This is a genomic window from Pelomonas dachongensis, from assembly GCF_043555865.1.
GTDB lineage: Bacteria > Pseudomonadota > Gammaproteobacteria > Burkholderiales > Burkholderiaceae_C > Pelomonas > Pelomonas dachongensis.
Genome location: NZ_JBIGHY010000002.1, coordinates 538,990 through 557,965, shown reverse-complemented (window position 1 = coordinate 557,965; position 18,976 = coordinate 538,990). Strand labels below are relative to the sequence as shown.

General features: G+C 67.2%; 15 protein-coding genes. 12 read left to right on the top strand and 3 right to left on the bottom strand.

Annotated elements, in window-relative coordinates; genetic code table 11:
• Position 1: 1 nt before the first annotated feature.
• Positions 2-811 (bottom strand): DUF72 domain-containing protein, encoded by an 810-nt coding sequence (locus ACG02S_RS07130; protein WP_394469749.1) that lies wholly within the window; start codon positions 809-811, stop codon positions 2-4.
• 66 nt (positions 812-877) lie between these two features.
• Positions 878-2,551, bottom strand: a complete 1,674-nt coding sequence (locus ACG02S_RS07125; protein WP_394469748.1) for an electron transfer flavoprotein-ubiquinone oxidoreductase — start codon at positions 2,549-2,551, stop codon at positions 878-880.
• A gap of 131 nt (positions 2,552-2,682) precedes the next feature.
• Between ACG02S_RS07125 and ACG02S_RS07120 the strand changes: the two genes are divergently transcribed.
• Genes ACG02S_RS07120 through ACG02S_RS07110 form a run of 3 tightly spaced genes read left to right on the top strand, consistent with a single transcriptional unit; the run spans position 2,683 to position 4,511 of the window.
• A complete protein-coding gene (locus ACG02S_RS07120; RefSeq protein ID WP_394469747.1) occupies positions 2,683-3,465 on the top strand; it encodes an SDR family oxidoreductase in 783 nt (260 codons plus the stop codon).
• Positions 3,466-3,471: 6 nt separating this feature from the next.
• Positions 3,472-4,095, top strand: a complete 624-nt coding sequence (locus tag ACG02S_RS07115) for a YceH family protein (protein WP_394469746.1) — start codon at positions 3,472-3,474, stop codon at positions 4,093-4,095.
• Positions 4,092-4,511, top strand: coding sequence for an acyl-CoA thioesterase (locus ACG02S_RS07110; RefSeq protein WP_394469745.1), 420 nt, complete (start codon positions 4,092-4,094; stop codon positions 4,509-4,511). The genes ACG02S_RS07115 and ACG02S_RS07110 overlap by 4 nt, the downstream gene beginning before the upstream one ends.
• A gap of 3 nt (positions 4,512-4,514) precedes the next feature.
• Here the strand turns inward: ACG02S_RS07110 and ACG02S_RS07105 are convergent, their stop codons facing one another.
• On the bottom strand, positions 4,515-7,253 hold the full coding sequence (locus ACG02S_RS07105; RefSeq protein ID WP_394469744.1) for a TonB-dependent receptor: 2,739 nt from the start codon (positions 7,251-7,253) through the stop codon (positions 4,515-4,517).
• A gap of 182 nt (positions 7,254-7,435) precedes the next feature.
• On the opposite strand from ACG02S_RS07105, the gene ACG02S_RS07100 reads away from it, so the two are divergent.
• The 9 genes from ACG02S_RS07100 to ACG02S_RS07060 all read left to right on the top strand — a co-directional run bounded on the left by ACG02S_RS07100 (position 7,436) and on the right by ACG02S_RS07060 (position 18,973).
• Positions 7,436-8,863, top strand: coding sequence for a cyanophycinase (locus tag ACG02S_RS07100; protein ID WP_394469743.1), 1,428 nt, complete (start codon positions 7,436-7,438; stop codon positions 8,861-8,863).
• A 46-nt stretch (positions 8,864-8,909) separates the two neighbouring features.
• Positions 8,910-10,088: a cyanophycinase gene (locus ACG02S_RS07095; protein ID WP_394469742.1), complete on the top strand. Its 1,179-nt coding sequence runs from the start codon at positions 8,910-8,912 to the stop codon at positions 10,086-10,088.
• 21 nt (positions 10,089-10,109) lie between these two features.
• Positions 10,110-10,622: a YbaK/EbsC family protein gene (locus ACG02S_RS07090; protein WP_394469741.1), complete on the top strand. Its 513-nt coding sequence runs from the start codon at positions 10,110-10,112 to the stop codon at positions 10,620-10,622.
• Positions 10,619-10,837 carry a DUF1289 domain-containing protein gene (locus ACG02S_RS07085; protein WP_394469740.1) on the top strand — a complete coding sequence of 73 codons (219 nt, stop codon included), beginning with the start codon at positions 10,619-10,621 and terminating at the stop codon, positions 10,835-10,837. Before ACG02S_RS07090 ends, ACG02S_RS07085 begins: the two co-directional genes overlap by 4 nt.
• Entirely contained in the window at positions 10,834-11,493 is a 660-nt protein-coding gene (locus ACG02S_RS07080; RefSeq protein ID WP_394469739.1) for a 2-hydroxychromene-2-carboxylate isomerase, read from the top strand. The genes ACG02S_RS07085 and ACG02S_RS07080 overlap by 4 nt, the downstream gene beginning before the upstream one ends.
• Before the next feature lie 205 nt (positions 11,494-11,698).
• Positions 11,699-13,378, top strand: a complete 1,680-nt coding sequence (locus tag ACG02S_RS07075; protein ID WP_394469738.1) for an MFS transporter — start codon at positions 11,699-11,701, stop codon at positions 13,376-13,378.
• Between the two features lie 460 nt (positions 13,379-13,838).
• Positions 13,839-15,209 (top strand): group II intron reverse transcriptase/maturase, encoded by a 1,371-nt coding sequence (gene ltrA, locus ACG02S_RS07070; RefSeq protein WP_394469737.1) that lies wholly within the window; start codon positions 13,839-13,841, stop codon positions 15,207-15,209.
• Between the two features lie 142 nt (positions 15,210-15,351).
• Complete coding sequence (locus ACG02S_RS07065; protein ID WP_394469736.1) at positions 15,352-16,428, top strand: LacI family DNA-binding transcriptional regulator; 1,077 nt, start codon at positions 15,352-15,354, stop codon at positions 16,426-16,428.
• Between the two features lie 235 nt (positions 16,429-16,663).
• Complete coding sequence (locus ACG02S_RS07060) at positions 16,664-18,973, top strand: TonB-dependent receptor domain-containing protein (protein ID WP_394469735.1); 2,310 nt, start codon at positions 16,664-16,666, stop codon at positions 18,971-18,973.
• Positions 18,974-18,976: the final 3 nt, after the last annotated feature.

Genomic DNA, 18,976 nt, shown 5'->3' with positions numbered 1-18,976 from the left:
CTCAGGCTTCAGGCGCCTCGCCCAGCGCGCGGCGCAGCGCCATTGCGGCGTGCGGGGCGCGCTCTTTGGCGCCGCTGATGAAGAAGACGAACACGTCGCGCGGCATAGCCGATGCCGGCGGCGCGATGCGCGGCAGGCCGAAGGGCTCGCCGCCCTGGGCCCAGGCGTGCGCGCCGCTGGCCAGCGCCGGGAAGACCTCCGGCTTGCAGCCCAGCGGCTCCTCGCTGTGCGTGCGCATGATGCGCGTGTAGACGAAATCGCCCGTCAGGTCGGCGATGGGCGGGTAGTCATCGGACTCAGTGAACACTGTGGCCGCGTGGTACTGCCGGGCCAGCGCGAGGTACTCGGCACACTGGAAGCTGGCGTGGCGCACGTCCAGCGCATGGCGCAGCGGTAGGCCATCGACATGAGCCGGCAGCAGCTCCAGAAAGGCCGTCAGGTCGGCCGCGTCGAACTTGTGCGTGGGCGCCAGCTGCCAGACGATGGGGCCGAGCTTGTCGCCCAGCTCGGCGATGCCGCTGTCGACGAAGCGCTGGATGGAATCGGCGCCGTCGGCCAGAACGTGGCGCTGCGTCGCGTATCGGATGGCCTTCAGCGCGAACATGAAGCCGTCGGGCGTCTCCTTGCGCCACTTGGCGAAGGTGGCTGGCTTTTGCGCGCCATAGTAGGTGCTGTTGATCTCGATGGCCGTCAGGCGCCGGCTCGCATATTCCAGCTCGCGCGCCTGCGGCCAGCCCTGCGGGTAGAAGTTCTCGCGCCAGGGCTCGAAGTTCCAGCCGCCGATGCCGACCCTGATCCTGCCTTCGCTCACGCTGCCTCCCGGGATTGCCGAAGAGGCCGCAGCCTATCGGCCCCCGGGTGCAGCGTGCAAGCGTACTTACATGCCGGCGTAGTTCGGCCCGCCGCCGCCTTCGGGCGTGACCCAGACGATGTTCTGAGTCGGGTCCTTGATGTCGCAGGTCTTGCAGTGCACGCAGTTCTGCGCGTTGATCTGCAGGCGCTGGCTGCCGCCGTCGCCCGGCACGAATTCGTACACGCCCGCCGGGCAGTAGCGGCTCTCGGGGCCGGCGTAGGTAGCCAGGTTGACCTGCACCGGCACCGCGTCGCTTTTCAGCGTCAGGTGGGCGGGCTGGTTCTCCTCGTGGTTGGTGTTGGAGATGAAGACCGACGACAGGCGGTCGAAGGTCAGCTTGCCATCAGGCTTTGGATAGCTGATGGGCGAGAACTCGGCGGCCGGGCGCAGTGACTGGTGATCGGCCTTGTGGTTGTGCAGCGTCCAGGGCGGGTTTGTCACGCCCAGCTTGGGCAGCAGCCACTGCTCGATGCCGGTCATCAGCTGACCGGTGGTCTTGCCCTTCTTGAACCACAGCTTGAAGTTTCGGGTCTGCTGCAACTCCTCGTTCAGCCAGCTCTTGTCGAAGGCCTCGGGGTAGGCCGTCAGCTCGTCCTGCGCGCGGCCGGCGTCCAGCGCGGGGGCCAGGGCTTCGGCGGCCAGCATGCCGCTCTTGATGGCGGCGTGACTGCCCTTGATGCGCGCGGCGTTCATGTAGCCCGCGTCGCAGCCCACCAAGCAGCCGCCCGGGAACACCGTCTTGGGCAGCGCCTGCGGGGAGCCGTTGTTGATGGCGCGGGCGCCGTAGCCGATGCGCTTGCCGCCTTCGATGTGCGCGCGGATGGCAGGGTGGGCCTTCCAGCGCTGCATCTCCTCGAACGGCGCGAGGTAGGGGTTGTTGTAGTCCAGCCCCATGACGAAGCCCAGCGTGACCTTGTTGCCGTCCAGGTGGTACAGGAAGCCGCCGCCGAAGGTGTCGCCTTCCATCGGCCAGCCGGCCGTGTGCACCACCTTGCCGGGTTGCGCCTTGTCCCCCGGGATCTCCCACAGCTCCTTGATGCCGATGGCGAAGGTCTGCGTGTCCTTGCCCTCCGTCAGCTTGTACTTGGCGAGCAGCTGCTTGCCCAGATGGCCACGCGCGCCTTCGGCAAAGACCGTGTACTTCCCCAGCAGTTCCATGCCGAGCTGGAAGTGGTCGGTCGGCTCGCCGTCCTTGCCCAGGCCCATGTTGCCGGTGGCCACGCCCCGCACGCGGCCCTGCTCGTCATACAGCACCTCGGCCGCGGCAAAGCCCGGGAAGATCTCGATGCCCAGGCTCTCGGCTTGTTGCGCCAGCCACTTGACCACGTCGCTCAGGCTGATGACGTAGCAGCCATCGTTGTGAAAGTTGCGCGGCACCAGCCAGTCTGGCGTGCGGCTGCTGCCGGTCTCGGACAGGAACAGCACGTCGTCGCTGGTCACGGACTGCTTCAACGGCGCGCCGAGCTCCTGCCAGTTGGGGAACAGCTCGGTGAGGGCGCGCGGGTCCATCACCGCGCCGGACAGGATGTGGGCGCCGGGCTCCGAGCCCTTCTCCAGCACGACGATGTTGGCGTCGGGCTTGATCTGCTTCAGGCGGATGGCCGTGGCCAGGCCGGCGGGGCCACCGCCGACGACGACCACGTCGTACTCCATGGACTCACGGGGGCCGAACTGCGCCAGGATTTGTTCCGATGTCATTGCTGGGGCTTTCGCAACTTGAATTGCGCGCGATTCTAGAGAGGCTGAGGCTCGAATCGAACGATCGTGCTTTTTTAGTGCGCCGGTTCTAGACCGGTAGGATGGCCGCAACCCATTCGGAAGGCAGTCTCATGAGTTACTCCATCAACCTTGAAGGCCGCGTGGCCCTGGTCACAGGGGCGTCCAGCGGCCTGGGCGCGCAGTTTGCGCGCACGCTGGCTCAGGCGGGGGCCTGCGTCGTGCTGGCCGGCCGTCGCATCGAGCGGCTGAAAGACCTGCGTGCCGAGATCGAGGGCAGCGGCGGCGACGCCCACGTCGTGCATCTGGACGTGACCGATGTGGCAAGCATCAAGTCGGCGGTGGCGCATGCCGAGACGGAAGTTGGCACGCTGGACATCCTGATCAACAACTCGGGCGTGGGCACAACCCAGCGGCTCACCGATGTCACGGAGAACGACTATGACTTCGTGATGGACACCAACACGCGCGGCGCGTTCTTCGTCGCGCAGGAGGTGGGCAAGCGCATGCTGGCTCGTGCGCGTGGTGCGGCGCCGGGTTCCTTCGTGGGCGGGCGAATCGTCAACATCGCATCGATGGCCGGCCTGCGCGTGCTGGGCCAGATCGGCGTCTATGCGATGAGCAAGGCTGCCGTCATCCACATGACGCGCGCGATGGCGCTGGAGTGGGGCAAGTACGGCATCAACGTGAACGCGATCTGCCCGGGCTACATCGACACCGAGATCAACCACCACATGTGGGACACCGAGCAGGGCAGGCAGCTGGTCGAGCTGCTGCCGCGCAAGCGCGTGGGCCAGCCCAAGGACCTCGATACCGCGCTGCTGATGCTGTGCGCCAACGAGAGCCACTTCATCAATGGCGCGGTCATTCAGGCTGACGACGGATTCGGGGTGTAGGAACCTATGCTCAAGCGTGACCTGACCCCCCTGGAAGCCCGCGTCCTCGCGGTGCTGGTTGAAAAAGAGAGTACCGTGCCGGACAGCTACCCGCTGTCGGCCAACGCGTTGACCTCGGGCTGCAACCAGAAGACGGCACGCGACCCGGTCATGGACGTCAGCGAAGCCGAGGTGCTGGCCACCGTGGAGGAACTGAAGGCGCTGCACCTGGTCAACACCGTCAGCGGCAGCCGCGTGGTGCGCTACGAGCACAACTTCGCTCGCGGCCTGGGCGTGCCGGGCGCGGCGATGGCGTTGCTGACGCAGTTGATGCTGCGCGGCCCGCAGACGGCAGCCGAGCTGCGCCAGAACACCGAGCGGCTGCACCGCTTTGCGGACGTGTCGTCTGTGGAGGGCTTCCTGGAGGAGTTGGCGGAGCGCCAGCCGCCGTTCGCGATCAGGCTGCCCAAGGCGCCCGGTGCGCGTGAGGCGCGCTGGGCGCATCTGCTTTGCGGGCCGGTGGCGTCGGTCGAGCAGGCGGCGGCTGTGGCCGTGCCGCGCGACGAGGAGGTGGCCTTGCTGCGCGCCGAGGTCGCTGCGCTGCGCCAGCTCGTGAACCGCATGGCCGCTGAACTGGGCATCACGCCGTGAGATACGCCGTCCCGGCGCAGAAGAAGCTGACCTTCGAGCTGCGCATCCAGCTGCGCTGGGGCGACATGGACGCGATGGGCCATATCAACAACACGCTCTACTTTCGCTATCTGGAGATGGCGCGCGTGGACTGGCTGGCGTCCATTGGGGCGCCGCCCAACCCGGGCGGGCATGGGCCGGTCATCGTCAACGCGTTCTGCAACTTCTATCGCCAGCTGAAAGCCCCGGGCGAGGTGCTGGCCAAGCACTACGTCAGCGACCCGGGGCGCACCAGCTTCGAGACTTGGATCACGCTGGAGCGGGTGGACCAACCCGGCGTCATCTGTGCCGAAGGCGGCGCGACGACCCTGTGGTTCGACGCCCAGACCGAGAAGGCCATGGCCCTGCCGGACTGGGTGCGCGAGCTCGTCAGCTGAGCGTCACTTGAACGTGTACTTCGCACTCACGTAGCCGTAGCGACCGCGCGGGTCGGTGTAGCTGGGGTCGTAGCCGGACAGGAAGAACCAGGCCTGCTGCGAGAACGGTGGTGCCTTGTCGAAGACGTTCTGCACGCCGGCGCGCAAGGTCAGTGCCTTGGTGGCCTCCCAGGCGGCAGACAGGTTCCACAGCGAATAGGCGCCCACTTTGCGGTCATCTTTGCCGACGACGCGCTGATCGTTGTAGCCCGAGAGGAAGCTGTTCGATACCGTCGCCGAGAAAGGTCCGCTCTCCCAGTCCGCGCTGACCGTGTGGCGCCAGCGCTGCACGACGCCTTCGTTGATGAAGCGGCCCAGGTTGCTGACGAAGGGGTCGCCGTCGCCCGTTTGCTGTTCGGATTTCAGCGTCAGCGTGCCGTTCAGGCGCAAGCCGAACTCGCCGATGCCCGTCTTCAACCCGGACAGCGCGACGCCAAGATCCAGCCCGGAGATCTTCTGCTTGCCGCGGTTCTCTTTGCGCAAATCGATGTAGCAGATGTCGCCAGCGAGGCGTGAGCTATCGCAATACGAGTCGTCGCCCAGATCCTCGTACCGATTCACCAGCGAGCCGTACTTGTTGAGGTCGGCGAGGATCACGTCCACACCCAGCGTGCTGATGAGATTGCTCTTCTCGACGTTCCAGTAGTCGACATTGACGCTGACACCCCGCTGCGGCTCGAACACCGTGCCGATAGAGAACTGCCGCGACTTCTCCGGCTTGAGTGCGGCGTTGCTGTAGTTGAAGGTTTCCCAGCCATCGGAACAGGAGGTCAGGGGTCTGTTTGGGTTAAGCGCTCTGCAGACCGGGTCCACCAACGTGGCAGCATTGCCTTGGGTCAGCGGGCGGTAGAGGTCCGACATGCTGGGAGCACGGAAACCCTTGCCCGCCGAAGCGCGCAGGACGAGTTCGGGGATGGGTACGTACTTCAGGCCCACCTTGGGGCTGGCCGCACCGCCGCTGACCTGGTAGCGCTCGTAGCGCACCGCAGCCTGAAGTTCGAGCTGCTTGGTCAGGGGGGCGCTGACTTCAGCGAATGCTGCAGCGACCTTGCGCGACTTGCCGAAGTCAGAATCCGCACCCTGTGACTTCTCGCCCAGGATCAGGTCATCTTTGAGTGCATCGGACTGGTGATAGTTCTGCTTCTCGCGGCGAAACTCGCCGCCAAAGGCCAGCGACATGTCGCCGCCGGCCAGAGTGGCGATGGCCTTGGAAGCCTTGAAGTCCAGGCTGTCCATCGTGCCGGTGGCGCGCCGCACTTCACCGCGGATCTGAGCTTGCTCATAAAGCGTCAAGCCGGCGGCGCTCGAAGGGCCGAAGGCGTTCAGCGTGCCGTTGGCGAAGCCCTCCAGGACCATCTCCTCATTCAGGTACCCCTGGTGATCACGATCTGAGACCTTGCTGGTGCTGTGGTTCAACGCCCATTCGTAGTCCCATCCGGCGAGCACACCATTGGTGCCGAGCACGAAGCGGTTGGTAGTGGAGACCAGTTCGCTGGTGCGCAGGCCGGCCTCTGTCAGCCGCGTGCGCACTGTGATCACGCGCTCCTCGTCGTCCGGGTCCAGCGTGAGCAGGCGGGTGCCGGCGAAGGCAGGCACGCGGGAGACGTCCATGTCCGCGTCGACGCGATTGGGCGTGCCGGAATACAGCGTTCGGGCGCGTGCCAGGGAGACCTCGGTGAACAACTGGTGGCCGCCACCCAGATTGAACACGCCGCGTCCGAAGGCACTGCTTTTGTTGGACTTCGGGTACAGCTCGATGTCGCGCATGTAGTCGAAGGTGCAGCCGTCGACACCGCCGATACCGTCGGGCAGGTACAGACTGCCATTCGCAGGATTGCAGCCGTTGGCGGCGGCGGGGTTCACGTAGGCGGAATCCGGGTCGACCACCGTCTTGCCATTGGCCTTGAAGCCGATGAGGGTCAGCGACTCCTGCTGGTAGCTTGTCAGGTTCAGGTTGCCGGGAAAGCCAGCGCTGGACAGCAGGTCCGGCAGCCGCCCGGGGATGTCAAGGTCCTTGATGAACTTGCGATTGTTGGCGTTCAGACTGGAGGTCTTCTGCATGTCCAGCACGGCCATGACGTTGAAGCCGTCGCGGTTGTAGTCGCCAAATCCACCCGCCACCGTCGCCGAGCGCTTGTTGGCGCCGCCCTCGCTGGTGTTGCCTGCCAGCACGCTAATGTCAACGCCGCGGAAGTCCTTGCGCGTGATGAAGTTGATGACGCCGCCGATGGCGTCCGAGCCGTACAGCGACGAGGCACCGTCCAGCAACACCTCCACACGCTGGATGGCCGCCGCGGGGATGCTGTTCAGGTCGACACCGGCGGAATCGCCGGGTGACGCGAAGTTGGCCATGCGCCGGCCGTTCAGCAGCACCAGCGTGGACGACACGCCCAGGCCGCGCAGATTGGCAGCGTTGAACCCCATCTGGTCTCTGAAGCCGCCGGTGCCGATGCTGCCGCCGTCGGTCAGGTTGTTGGCGCCGGCGCTCAAACGGGCGATCAGCTCGGCCGCCGTCGTCACACCCGCCTTGTCAATCTCGTCGCGCGTGATGACCTGCACCGGCAATGCCGTCTCGCCCTCGATGCGCTTGATGGCGGTGCCGGTGACCTCTACGCGCTCGAGCGTCGACTGGGCTTGGGCGGCGCAAGTCAGCGCCATCAGAGCCGCGGCGGCGGCGAGCAGGGAAGGGCGTGGGCGGTTCATGAGCGCAGCTCCGGGGAGTGATGCGCGGCAGTCTAGGCATGCCAGCGTCATGCGCCTGTCACCTGAGGCGGGTTTCGTCTCGTGCGCGCCACGCTCTAGCCTTCGTAGGGCGTCATGGTCCATCACGGTGCATGCCCGCGCCGTCTGTCATCATGCGCACCCTGACCAAGGAGGTATAGCGAATGAGGTCCTGGATCTGGGGTGGTGTCGCGGCGTTGGCCGTGGCCATGGGCGTGCAGGCCGCGCCGACGTCGACCGCTGCGCCCGCGATCATCGCGCAGGCGTCCCGCGCCCCACGTGCGGCCCCCGCGCCGCGACCTGTCGAGCCCGCGAAGGCGGCCTCGGCCACGGCGGCACTGCTGCCCCGGATTGATGCCGAGCCGGCCATCCGTGGCTACGCCGTGCCCATCGGCGGCGCGTTGAAGGCCGACAACGAGGAGGTCTGGCAGCGCATCGTGCAGCTGGCCGGCGGCAAGGGCGCGCGCTTCGTCGTGTTTGGCACGGCCAGCGAAGACCCGGAGGCCAGTGCCAAGCAGGTGGTGGACCTGCTGCAGCGCCGCGGCGCCGTGGCGGAAGCGTTGCCGGTGGCACCCAAGTTCCTGTGGGTGGACCTGAACAAGGTCGTGCGCGATCCGTCACTGATCGCCAAGGTCAAGGCCGCCAAGGGCATCTTCTTCACTGGCGGTGTGCAGGAGCGCATCGTCGACGCGTTGCAGCCCGGCGGCCAGACCACACCCATGCTGGAAGCGATCTGGGACGTCTACCGCAAGGGCGGCGTCGTGGCGGGCACGTCGGCGGGTGCCGCCATCATGAGCACCATCATGTTCCGCGACGCGCCCAGCGTCATCAATGTGCTGAAGGGCCGGCTGGCCGATGGCAAGCAGGTGGACCGCGGCTTGGGCTTCGTCGGCCCCGAGCTGTTCGTGGACCAGCATTTCCTGAAGCGCGGTCGCTTCGGCCGCATGATCCCGCTGATGATGGCCAAGGGCTACAAGTTGGGTCTGGGCGTGGACGAGAACACCGCCGCCATCATCCGTGGCGACGAGATCGAGGTCATCGGCGATCGCGGCGTGCTGATGGTGGACCTGACCGAGGCCACCAGCGACGACGCGCTGGGCGCGTTCAACGTGCACGGCGCGCGCCTGTCCTACCTGGAGCATGGCGACCGCTATCACATGCGTGCGCGCTCGGTTACGCCGTCGGCGCCCAAGCTGCGCGGCAACCTGCACGATCCGGAGTCGCCGAGCTTCAAGCCTTACTACACCGACGACGTGTTCCCGCTGGACATGCTGGGCGATTCGACCATCTCCAACGCGATGGCCCGCTTGATCGACAGCGTGCGCACCGAGGTCAAGGGCATCGCGTTCGACGCGCTGCCGCGCGCCAACGATCCGCTGGCCGAGCTGGGCTTCCTGTTCCGCATCTACAAGGGCTCGGACTCGATGGGCTGGGCGACCGAGGAATTTGGTGGCGAGCAGTTCACCATCACCAACCTCTACCTGGACATCCGGCCCGTGGCCGTGCCCATGCCGCTCTACAAGGGCTGGACCGGCGTGCGCAAGCCTGCTGCGGCGTCGGCGGCGGCTTCAGCGCCCGAGGCGGCGCGCTGAAGCACTGGCGGTGACCCGACGGCAATCTTTGCGCGGCTGATCCCGCATGGCGCCCAGATCTGGCACGGTGATCGTCATCGGCGGCGCGCTGCAGCCCGACAGCGACGTCGTCTGGCAGCGCATCGTCGACGAGGCGGGCGGGGCCGGGGCGCGCGTGGCAGTGTTCCCGACGGCGGCCTACGAGCCGGAGCGCGTCGGGGCGCAGATCGTCGCGGCGCTCGAGCGTTGCGGCGCGCAGGCCGAGATCATTCCCGTCGCGCCACACCTGGCCGACGTGGACCTGCAGGCCGCGTTGGCCGACCCCGCGCTGATCGCACGCGTGGCCGCATCGCAGGCGGTGTTCTTCTCGGGCGGCGCGCAGGAGTACATCGTCGACACATTGCGGCCGGGCGGCCGGTCCACCGCGATGCTGGACGCCATCCGCGGCGTGCTGGCGGGCGGCGGCGTCATTGCCGGCACCAGCGCGGGCGCGGCCGTCATGAGCCGCATGATGTTCCGCGATGCGATGGACAACCTGGCGGTGCTGAAGGGGCAGTGGCGCGAGGGCCAGGAGTACGACAGCGGCCTGGGGTTCATCGAGTCCGAGCTGTTGATCGACCAGCACTTCCTGAAGCGCGGACGTATCGGCCGGCTGCTGCCGGCGCTGCAGCGCCTGGGCTGGCATCAGGGGCTGGGCGTGGACGAGAACGCCGCCGTGGTCATGCGCGGTACGCAACTGGAAGTCATCGGCGGCAGCGGCGCGGTGCTGGTGGACCTGGGCGCGGCGACGAGCGACCCGACGCTGCCGGCCTTCAACGTATCGGGCGCGCGGCTGACCTATCTGGGCAGCGGCGACCGCCACGACCTCGCCACCGGCGAGACCACGCCCGCGGCGCGCAAGCGCCAGCGCGTCGACCCCGGCGCGCCACGCCCGACGCCACCGGTCGAGCGCTACTTCCTCGACATGCTGGGCGATGGCTGCCTGCGGGCCGCGTTGCAGCAGCTGCTGGACGGGCCGTCCGGCGAGGTCTTCGGGCTGGCCTGCCGGGCGCGCCCGCAGCCGGATGACCGCATGCCCGATGTCGGCTTCGAGTTCCGGCTGCGCCGCGGCCCCGGCTTGGTCGGCTGGTGCAGCGGCGGTTCGGGCAGTGGCGACTGCACCGTGCAAGGCGCCTGGCTTGACGTGGCGCCCGTGCGCCTGGCCACGCCTATGTTCACGCCGTTGCTGGGCGCGCCACTCGCGTGAGTCCGGCGGCGGCCCCGCACAATGGCGAACATGGCTGAGACCGTTTCCCGACCCGAAGGCTTCCAGCGTGTCAGTGCCGCGCTGGAGGCGCTAGCCCACCCGAACCGTCCGTTGTGGCTGGATGTCGCGGCCCGCACCGCTCAGGAGGCGGCGGACGCCTTGGGCGTCACGCTGGGCCAGATCGCGAAGTCTGTCGTTTTCCGCCGCAAGGCCGACGATGCGGCCGTGCTGGTCATCACCTCGGGCGACAAGCGTGTCGACGAGGCCAAGCTCAAGCCCCACACCGGACCGCTGGGCCGCGCGGACGCGGACTTCGTGAAGGCGCGCACCGGTTTCTCCATCGGCGGCGTGTCGCCCGCGGGCTTCGCGCCGGCCGATGGTGCACCACCGCCTCAGCTGTTCATCGACGGCGAGCTGTTCCGCTTCGACGTCATCTGGGCCGCGGCCGGGCACCCGAACGGCGTGTTCCAGCTGACGCCGGCGGAGCTAGAGCGCATCACGGGCGCGCCGGTCATCGACGTGGTTCAGGCATGACGCGTTCGCCTGCCTCGCCTTGTACCCACGTCTGCCGCATGGACGAGGCCAGCGGCTGGTGCCGTGGTTGCGCGCGTGGACTCGACGAGATTGCAGGCTGGGGTACGGCGCCCGAGGCGCGGCGGCGCCACATCCTGGCGCAATTGCCCGACCGCCGTGCGCGCCTGCGCCATGACGGCCTGTGGCTGGGGACTGACGAGGAGCTGAAACGATGAAGCGCGTGACCTTCTATTTCGACCCCATCTCGCCCTATGCGGCGCTGGCCTTCGAGGCCCTGCCAGAGGCCCTGGCGGGGCACAGCGTGGAGGTGGTCTACCGACCCATCCTGCTGGCCGCGCTGCTGCAGGCGCTGGGCCAGAAGGGGCCTGCCGAGATCGAGCCCAAGCGTCGCTGGACCTTCCGCCAGGTGGCGTGGCTCGCGCACAGCCAGGGGGTGGTGCTGGATGCGCCTGCCCAGCACCCGTTCAACCCGCTCCCGCTGCTGCGCCTGGCCTGGGCCTGCGCGGCGCCCGAGGGGCAGGCCGGCGACACGCCGGGGCGCTGGGTCGCCGAGCAACTCTTCCACCACGTGTGGCGGGCGGCCGGCGCCGACGCCAGCGACCCCACGCGGCTGGCGGACCTGGCCCAGCGCCTGTCGCCCGCGCTGGATCCGGGCAGTGAGCCGATCAAGCAGCGCTTGCGCAGCGAGACCGAGCGCGCGCTGGCACTCGGTGTGTTCGGCGTGCCTACCCTGGCATGCGAGGGCCGGCTGTTCTGGGGGCAAGACTCACTGCCCATGCTGCGCGCCGCGCTGGCCGACGACCCCTGGTTTCGCAGCAGCGCCTGGGATGACGCGGCGCGTGCACGGCCGGGTCTGGCGCGCCGCCACTGACCGCGCGTTCACGCTGACATCCAGACTCGGGACTTACCCGGGACAGTGCTTATTTCTCGCATTGAGAAACGAAGCCTGAGGGTTGCTGCTGAGTTTGTCAGCCTCGATTCAGGCTGGTGTCAGAACACGGTCAGAGGGTGTGTGAATAGTCGCGCCGCAAGGGCCACTCCGTCGGGGGGCGGTCCGACAACACACGGAGACTTTCATGGCAACTGCGACTTCCACCGCCGCGACGCCGATGACCAAAGAGGAAAAGAAGGTCATCTTCGCGTCCTCTCTGGGCACGGTGTTCGAGTGGTACGACTTCTACCTCTATGGCTCGCTGGCAGCCATCATCGCCAAGCAGTTCTTCGCCGGCCTGGAGCCTGGCGCTGCGTTCATCGCCTCGCTGATGGCCTTCGCCGCCGGTTTCATCGTGCGCCCGTTCGGCGCGCTGGTGTTCGGCCGCCTGGGCGACATGATCGGTCGCAAGTACACGTTCCTCGTGACTATCCTGATCATGGGCCTGTCGACCTTCATCGTCGGCATCCTGCCCTCCTACGCGACCATCGGCGCTGCCGCCCCGGTCATCCTGATCATCCTGCGCCTGCTGCAAGGCCTGGCACTGGGCGGTGAGTACGGTGGTGCCGCCACCTACGTGGCCGAGCACGCACCGCACGGCAAGCGCGGCGCCTACACGTCGTGGATCCAGACGACCGCGACGCTGGGCCTGTTCCTGTCGCTGATGGTCATCCTGGGCGTACGCACGTCGCTCGGCGAGAAGGAATTTGGCGAGTGGGGCTGGCGCATTCCGTTCCTCGTCTCCATCCTGCTGCTGGGCATCTCGGTGTGGATTCGTTTGAGCATGAACGAATCGCCCGCCTTCCAAAAGATGAAGTCCGAGGGCAAGACCTCCAAGGCGCCGCTGTCCGAGTCCTTCGGCCAGTGGAAGAACCTGAAGATCGTGCTGCTGGCGCTGTTCGGCCTGGTCGCCGGCCAGGGCGTGGTCTGGTACACGGGCCAGTTCTACGCGCTGTTCTTCCTGACGTCCGTGTTGAAGGTCGAAGCCTCTAGCGCCAACATTTGGATCGCCATCGCGCTGCTGCTGGGTACACCGTTCTTCGTCATCTTCGGCACGCTGTCGGACAAGATCGGCCGCAAGCCCATCATCATGGCCGGCCTGATCCTGGCTGCCGTCACCTACTTCCCGCTGTTCAAGGCGCTGACCGGCGCGGCCAACCCGGACCTGGCCCGTGCGCAGGAGACCTCCAAGGTCACCCTGAGCACCAGCCTGGCGAGCTGCTCCTTCCAGGGCAGCCCGACCGCGCGTGAGGTCGACTTCACCAGCGCCTGCGACATCGCCAAGCGTGCGCTGGCCCAGTCGTCCGCCAGCTCCGAGACCGTCGAGGCCCCGGCCGGTGCGCCGACCGTGGTCAAGGTGGGTGAGAAGGAAATCGCGGTGCCCACGGCCAGCAAGCTGACCGAGCACAAGTTCGACGAAGCCTCCACGAAGGCCATTGCCGCCTTCAAGAAGGAACTGGCAGACGCGATGAAGGCTGCCGGCTACCCGGCCAAGGCTGACCTGTCCAAGGCCAATGTGCCGATGGTCATCGCCATCCTGTTCGTGCTGGTGCTGTACGTGACGATGGTCTACGGCCCGATCGCCGCCATGCTGGTGGAGCTGTTCCCGACCCGCATCCGCTACACGTCAATGAGCCTGCCGTACCACATCGGCAACGGCTGGTTCGGCGGCATGCTGCCCTCCATCACGTTCGCGATGGTGGCCCAGAACGGCAATATCTATCACGGCCTCTGGTACCCCATCGTCATCGCGGTGATCACCTTCGTTATCGGCGTGCTGTTCGTGCGCGAGACCAAGGACGTGGACATCTACGCGAAGGACTGAGCGGAACCTGGGTCGAGCGGCAAGCACGCCGCTTGACCCGACGCTTTCCGAGGCCGGCGCTTGCCGGCCTTTTTCTTTGGGTGCGCCCGGCAGGGCGCACCTACTTGGAGGTGAAAGTCCTCCCGCGAGCTGACCACAGCGAGCGAAGTGAAGCGCAACTGCGTGAGGGTGACCGAGCGTGGGAAGGAAGCGTGGATCGAAACCGCGAGTCGAGGTACACGAAGCGCATTCGAGGCGGCGTCAGGCAGGGCGAGCGAGCCAATGATCGCGAAGCTCTTGTGGTCAAGGCCGGACGATGTAGATGCGACGACTGTGCGGGGAAGGATCGCGTTCTTACCTGGGGAGACCTTGCCTTGTGCCTGAAAGGGCGACGGCGCTGAGCCGGAGCAGGGAGTCAGCAAAGGCCGTAGTAGTCGGGGCCACCTGACGAAGGGCCGAACGAGAAGGACAGTCACGCGACATGTCGCTTGGAACTGCATTGCATCAGAAGCCTGGGAGACCGGGGCGCGCGGGGGCAAGGCACGGTGAAGCCGTGTCCGAAGCCGCGAGCGATGAAGTAGCGCCGGCGCGGCACGCACAAACGGGCTGCGGGGCCGGCGACCTGCTTGAGCGGGCGTTGGCCAGAGAGAACATGGCCCGGGCGTGGAAACGCGTGAAGGCCAACAAGGGAAGCGCCGGCGTCGATGGACGCACGGTGCAGGACACGGACGAGTACCTCAAGGACGCGTGGCCCGACATCCGCCAGCGGCTGCTCGATGGCACGTACAAGCCAGAACCGATGCGCCGGGTGGGCCTGCCGAAACCGGGTGGCGGAACGCGCGAACTGGGTATCCCGACCGTGACCGACAGGTTGATCCAGCAGGCGCTGCTACAAGTGCTGCAACCGCTGATCGATCCGACCTTCAGCGAGCACAGCTACGGCTTCCGGCCGGGGCGAAGCGCGCATCAGGCGGTATTGGCGGCGCAAGCGCACGTGCAGGCCGGCCACAGGACGGTGGTGGACGTGGACTTGGAGAAGTTCTTCGACCGCGTGAACCACGACATCCTGATGGCCAGGATGGCCGAGCGGATTGCGGACAAGCGGGTGCTGCGGTTGATCCGTCGCTACCTGCAAGCGGGCATCCTGGAGGGCGGGGTCTGCATCGACCGACACGAGGGTACGCCGCAGGGCGGGCCGCTGTCGCCGCTGCTGGCCAACGTGCTGCTGGACGAGGTGGATCGGGAGCTGGAGCGGCGCGGACATCGGTTCGTGCGCTACGCCGACGACTGCAATGTCTACGTCAGGAGCCAGCGAGCGGGGGAACGGGTGCTGCAGGCGCTGCGCGGCTGCTACGCAAGGCTGGCGCTGAAGGTCAACGAGTCGAAGACGGCGGTGGCACCAATGAAGGGACGCAAGTTCCTGGGCTACTGCCTGTACGCGACGAGCAGGGGCGAAGTGAAACGGGCAGTGGCCGACGAGACCATGGCCAAGTTGCGAGACCGGCTGCGGCAGCTGACGCGCCGCGTGCGCGGGCGAAGCCTCGAGCAGGTTGCGCAAGATCTGAGGGCCTACTTGCCGGGTTGGAAGGCGTACTTCCGGCTGGCGCAGACCCCGAAGGTGCTGAGCGAACTTGACGAGTGGCTGCGCCATCGCCTGCGAGCGTTGCAGCTCAAGCAGTGGAGGTGCGGGACGACGATGTACCGCGCACTCCGGCGTCTGGGTGCCAGCGAGGCGGTTGCAGGACGGATCGCCTCCAATGCCCGACGGTGGTGGCGTAACAGCCGCATGGCGCTGAACGGCATCTTGACCGTCAACTACTTCGACCGGCTGGGAGTCCCGCGATTCTCCTGACCTCAACTTCTCGAACCGCCCGGTGCGGACCCGCACGCCGGGTGGTGTGGGAGGGGCTCAGCCACAATGGCTGACCCCTATCCCAATCGTGCCGGCCCTTGGGGCTCGCCGAATCCCGTGGCCGCTGCTTACGATGCCGCCGATGCCCAAATCCAAAGCTTCTCCCCCGTCCGCTATCGCGACAGCAGGCAGCGCCAGCGAGCAGCGGCGGCTTCAGATGGCCGACATCGCCCGGCTGGCGGGCGTGTCGGTCTCCACCGTGTCGCGGGCGCTGAACGGCAGCGAACTGATCAATGTCGAGACCCGTCAGCGGGTCGCCGAACTGGCGCGCTCGCTGAACTATTCGATCAATCTCGGCGCGCGCAACCTGCGGCTCCAGGAGAGCAAGACCGTCGCCGTCGTCGTGCCTTACGACGCGAAGTCGCGCCAGCACATCTCCGACCCGTTCTTCCTGTCCATCGTGGGCTCGATTGCCGATGCGCTGACTGACCGCGGCTACGACATGCTGTTGTCGCGCGTCGACGCGGAGCGTCTGGACCTAGCGTCGCACTGGTTCGACTCCGGCAAGGCGATCGGCTTGGTGCTGATCGGCCAGTGGCGCCACCACGACCAGCTCAACGAGATGGCCGCGCGCAAACTGCCGCTGGTGGTCTGGGGAGGCGAGATGCCGCAACAGCTTTACTGCAGCGTTGGCGGTGACAACGTGCTGGGCGGCACGCTGGCGACGCGGCATCTGCTGAGTCTGGGGCGGCGGCGCATCGCCTTCGTGGGCGATGCCAACCTGCCCGAGGTCTGGTTGCGCCGGCAGGGCTATGCCCAGGCGCTGCGCGAGGCCGGCGTCGCGGTGGACCCGGCGCTGGAACTCGCCGCACCGTTCGAGCCCGGCGTGGCCACGGGGATCGTGCGCAAGTTCTGCGCGGCGCAGACGGCCTTCGACGGGGTCGTCTGCTGCAGCGATGTGCTGGCGCTGCTGACGATCCAGGCCTTGCGCGCCAACGGGCGCAGCGTGCCAGGGGACGTCGCCGTCATCGGCTACGACGACATGCCGCTGGCCGCCTACTGCGATCCGCCGCTGACCACTGTGCACCAGCCGGTGGCGCAGGCGGGCGCTGAGCTCGTCCAGGCGCTGTTGGGCCAGCTTCGAGGAGAACGTGCGGAGCCGCGCACGATGCCGGTCCACCTCACCGTGCGCGCGAGCGCGCCCGCCGCTGCGGGCTGAGCGGCTCGGCCAAGGCGGATCAAGCGCTCGTCTGGCTTCGCTTGATGCGAGCTGCAATCGTTTCCAGCTTCTTCATTACAGGCTTGTTGAGGAATTCGCATACGCGTTTCTACTGAATTGCAATCGATTGCAAAACATCAGGTCGCGCCGCAGAATGACGGACATGGCACGGCGCCGACGCACCGTGCTCAGCCCGCCTCGCAGAAGGCCTTGAATACCGAGAACCGGAGACACCATGTCCAGCACCCACACCCTGCGCGCTCAGCGCCGCCCTTTGCTCCAGCCTCTGTCCGCCGCCATCGCCCTGTCGTTGTCGGGCGGCGCCGTGCATGCCCAGCAGGCGGCTGCCGACGCCGGTGACGGCCTCAAGCTCGATGCCGTCGTCGTCACTGGCACGTCGTCGGCCAAGTCGAAGATGCGCACCAGCGTCGCCATCTCGACCATCGAAAGCGAGGGCGTGGCCGCTGTCACTGCCGCCAGCTCGACGGACCTGCTGCGCGGCGTGCCCGGCATCCGCGCCGAGGCCAGCGGTGGCGAGTCCAATGCCAATGTGGCCGTGCGCGGCATCCCGGTCTCGGCCGGCGGCGCGCGCTACATTCAGTTCCAGGAAGACGGACTGCCGGTGCTGCAGTTCGGCGATGTGGCCTTTGCAACGCCCGATACCTGGATGCGCGCCGATGCCGGTTTCGAGCGGCTGGAGGTGGTGCGTGGCGGCTCGGCCGCGCTGCTGGCCACTGGGGCGCCTGGCGGCATCCTGAACTTCATCAGCAAGACCGGGCTGGAGCAGGGCGGCAGCCTGCAGCTCAGCAAGGGCTTGGACTACGACCACACCCGCGTCGACTTCGGCTACGGCGGGCGCCTCTCGCCGAAGACCCGCTTCTTCATCGGGGGCTTCTACCGCACCGGCGACGGCGGCCGTGAGGGCGCCGACGGTACCGAGAACGGCGGCCAGGTGCGCTCCAACGTGACCTTCGAGCTGCAGGGAAAGAGCTTCGTGCGCTTCAGCATCAAGCACCTGGACGACCACAGCCCCACCTTCATGCCCACGCCGGTGAGGTACGTCAATGGCAGCATCCAGGAGATCCCCGGCCTGGACCCGCGCCGCGCCGCGTTCTACGACGCCGCCTGGCCGCTGGACAACACGCTGACGGGCACCAACGGCCGCGCCACCAGCAACATTCGCGACGGCCTCTCCGCCAAGAGCGATGCCTTCGGCGTCGAGGCGGACCTGGACGTTGGCGGAGGCTTTCGCCTGCAGAACAAGTTCTCATGGAGCAAGAACTCGGGCCGCTTCATCGGCATCTTCCCGGGCGACGACGTGGCTGCCGCGCCCTCCGGCACCACGCTCGCCACCGGCCCCGATGCCGGCGCCGCCTACACGGGCAACAAGTTCACGGCAGTCATCTTCAACACCAAGGTCGACAACGCCGGCTTGATGGCCAACGACCTGAAGTTCTCGCGTGATTTCGACCTGGGCGGTGGCACCAAAGTCAGCGCGGTCGCCGGTCTGTACTCGTCCGTGCAGGAACTCGACCTGACGTGGAACTTCAACCAGTACTCGCTGTCCGCCAGCGGGGAGGGCGCCCGCGTGCTGAACGTGCCCGGTGTCCTCAACGGCTCGCCCGGCTTCGGCGGCTGCTGCAGCAACATGCAAGACAGCAAGTACACGACCAACGCGCCCTATGTCGTGCTGAACCTGGAGTCCGGCGCGCTGTCCGCCGACATCGGCCTGCGCCGCGACAACCAGAAGGCCAGCGGCGCCTACTACCAGTCCAACGCCGGCCTCAGCTATGACCTGACCCGGCCCAACGCCATCGATTACGACTTCGGTCGCACGTCCTACTCGCTGGGCGGCAACTACGCGCTGAGCAAGGACCTGTCCGTCTTCGCCCGCTACTCCGATGGCGCCGCCTACAACGCGGACCGCATCACCTTCTTCAACAACCCCAACCTAGTCAACGGCAAGAGCCCGACCATCCCGACCAACAAGGTCAAGCAGGCGGAAGTGGGCGTCAAGGTGCGCGGCGGCGGCATGAGCCTGTTCGCCACGCTCTTCCACGCCAAGACCGACGAGGTCAACGTCGACGTGACGACCGTCCCCATCTTCGCCCGCGAGAACAGCTACCGCAGCAACGGCCTGGAGCTGGAGGGCGCGGCGCGGGTCGGCATCTTCAACCTCGTCGGTGGCCTGACCTACACCAAGGCCAAGCAGGCCGACGGCCGCGCGCCCAAGCGCCAGGCCAAGGTGGTCTACCAGCTCACGCCCACGGCCTACATCGGCGACGCGTTGACGATCGGCGTCGGCATCGTTGGGACGACCAAGAGCCTGGACGATGGCCCGACCGGTCCGCTGACCATCACGCTGCCGGCCTACACCGTCGTCAACGCGTTCGCCAGCTATGCGCTGAACGACCGCGTGACGCTCGCGCTGGCGGCCAACAATCTGCTCAACGAGCTGGCCTACACCGAGAGCAACGACGGCCGTGGCGCCGCGCGAGCCTACACGGGCCGCACCGTGAAGGCGTCGCTGCGCTACAGCTTCTGAACG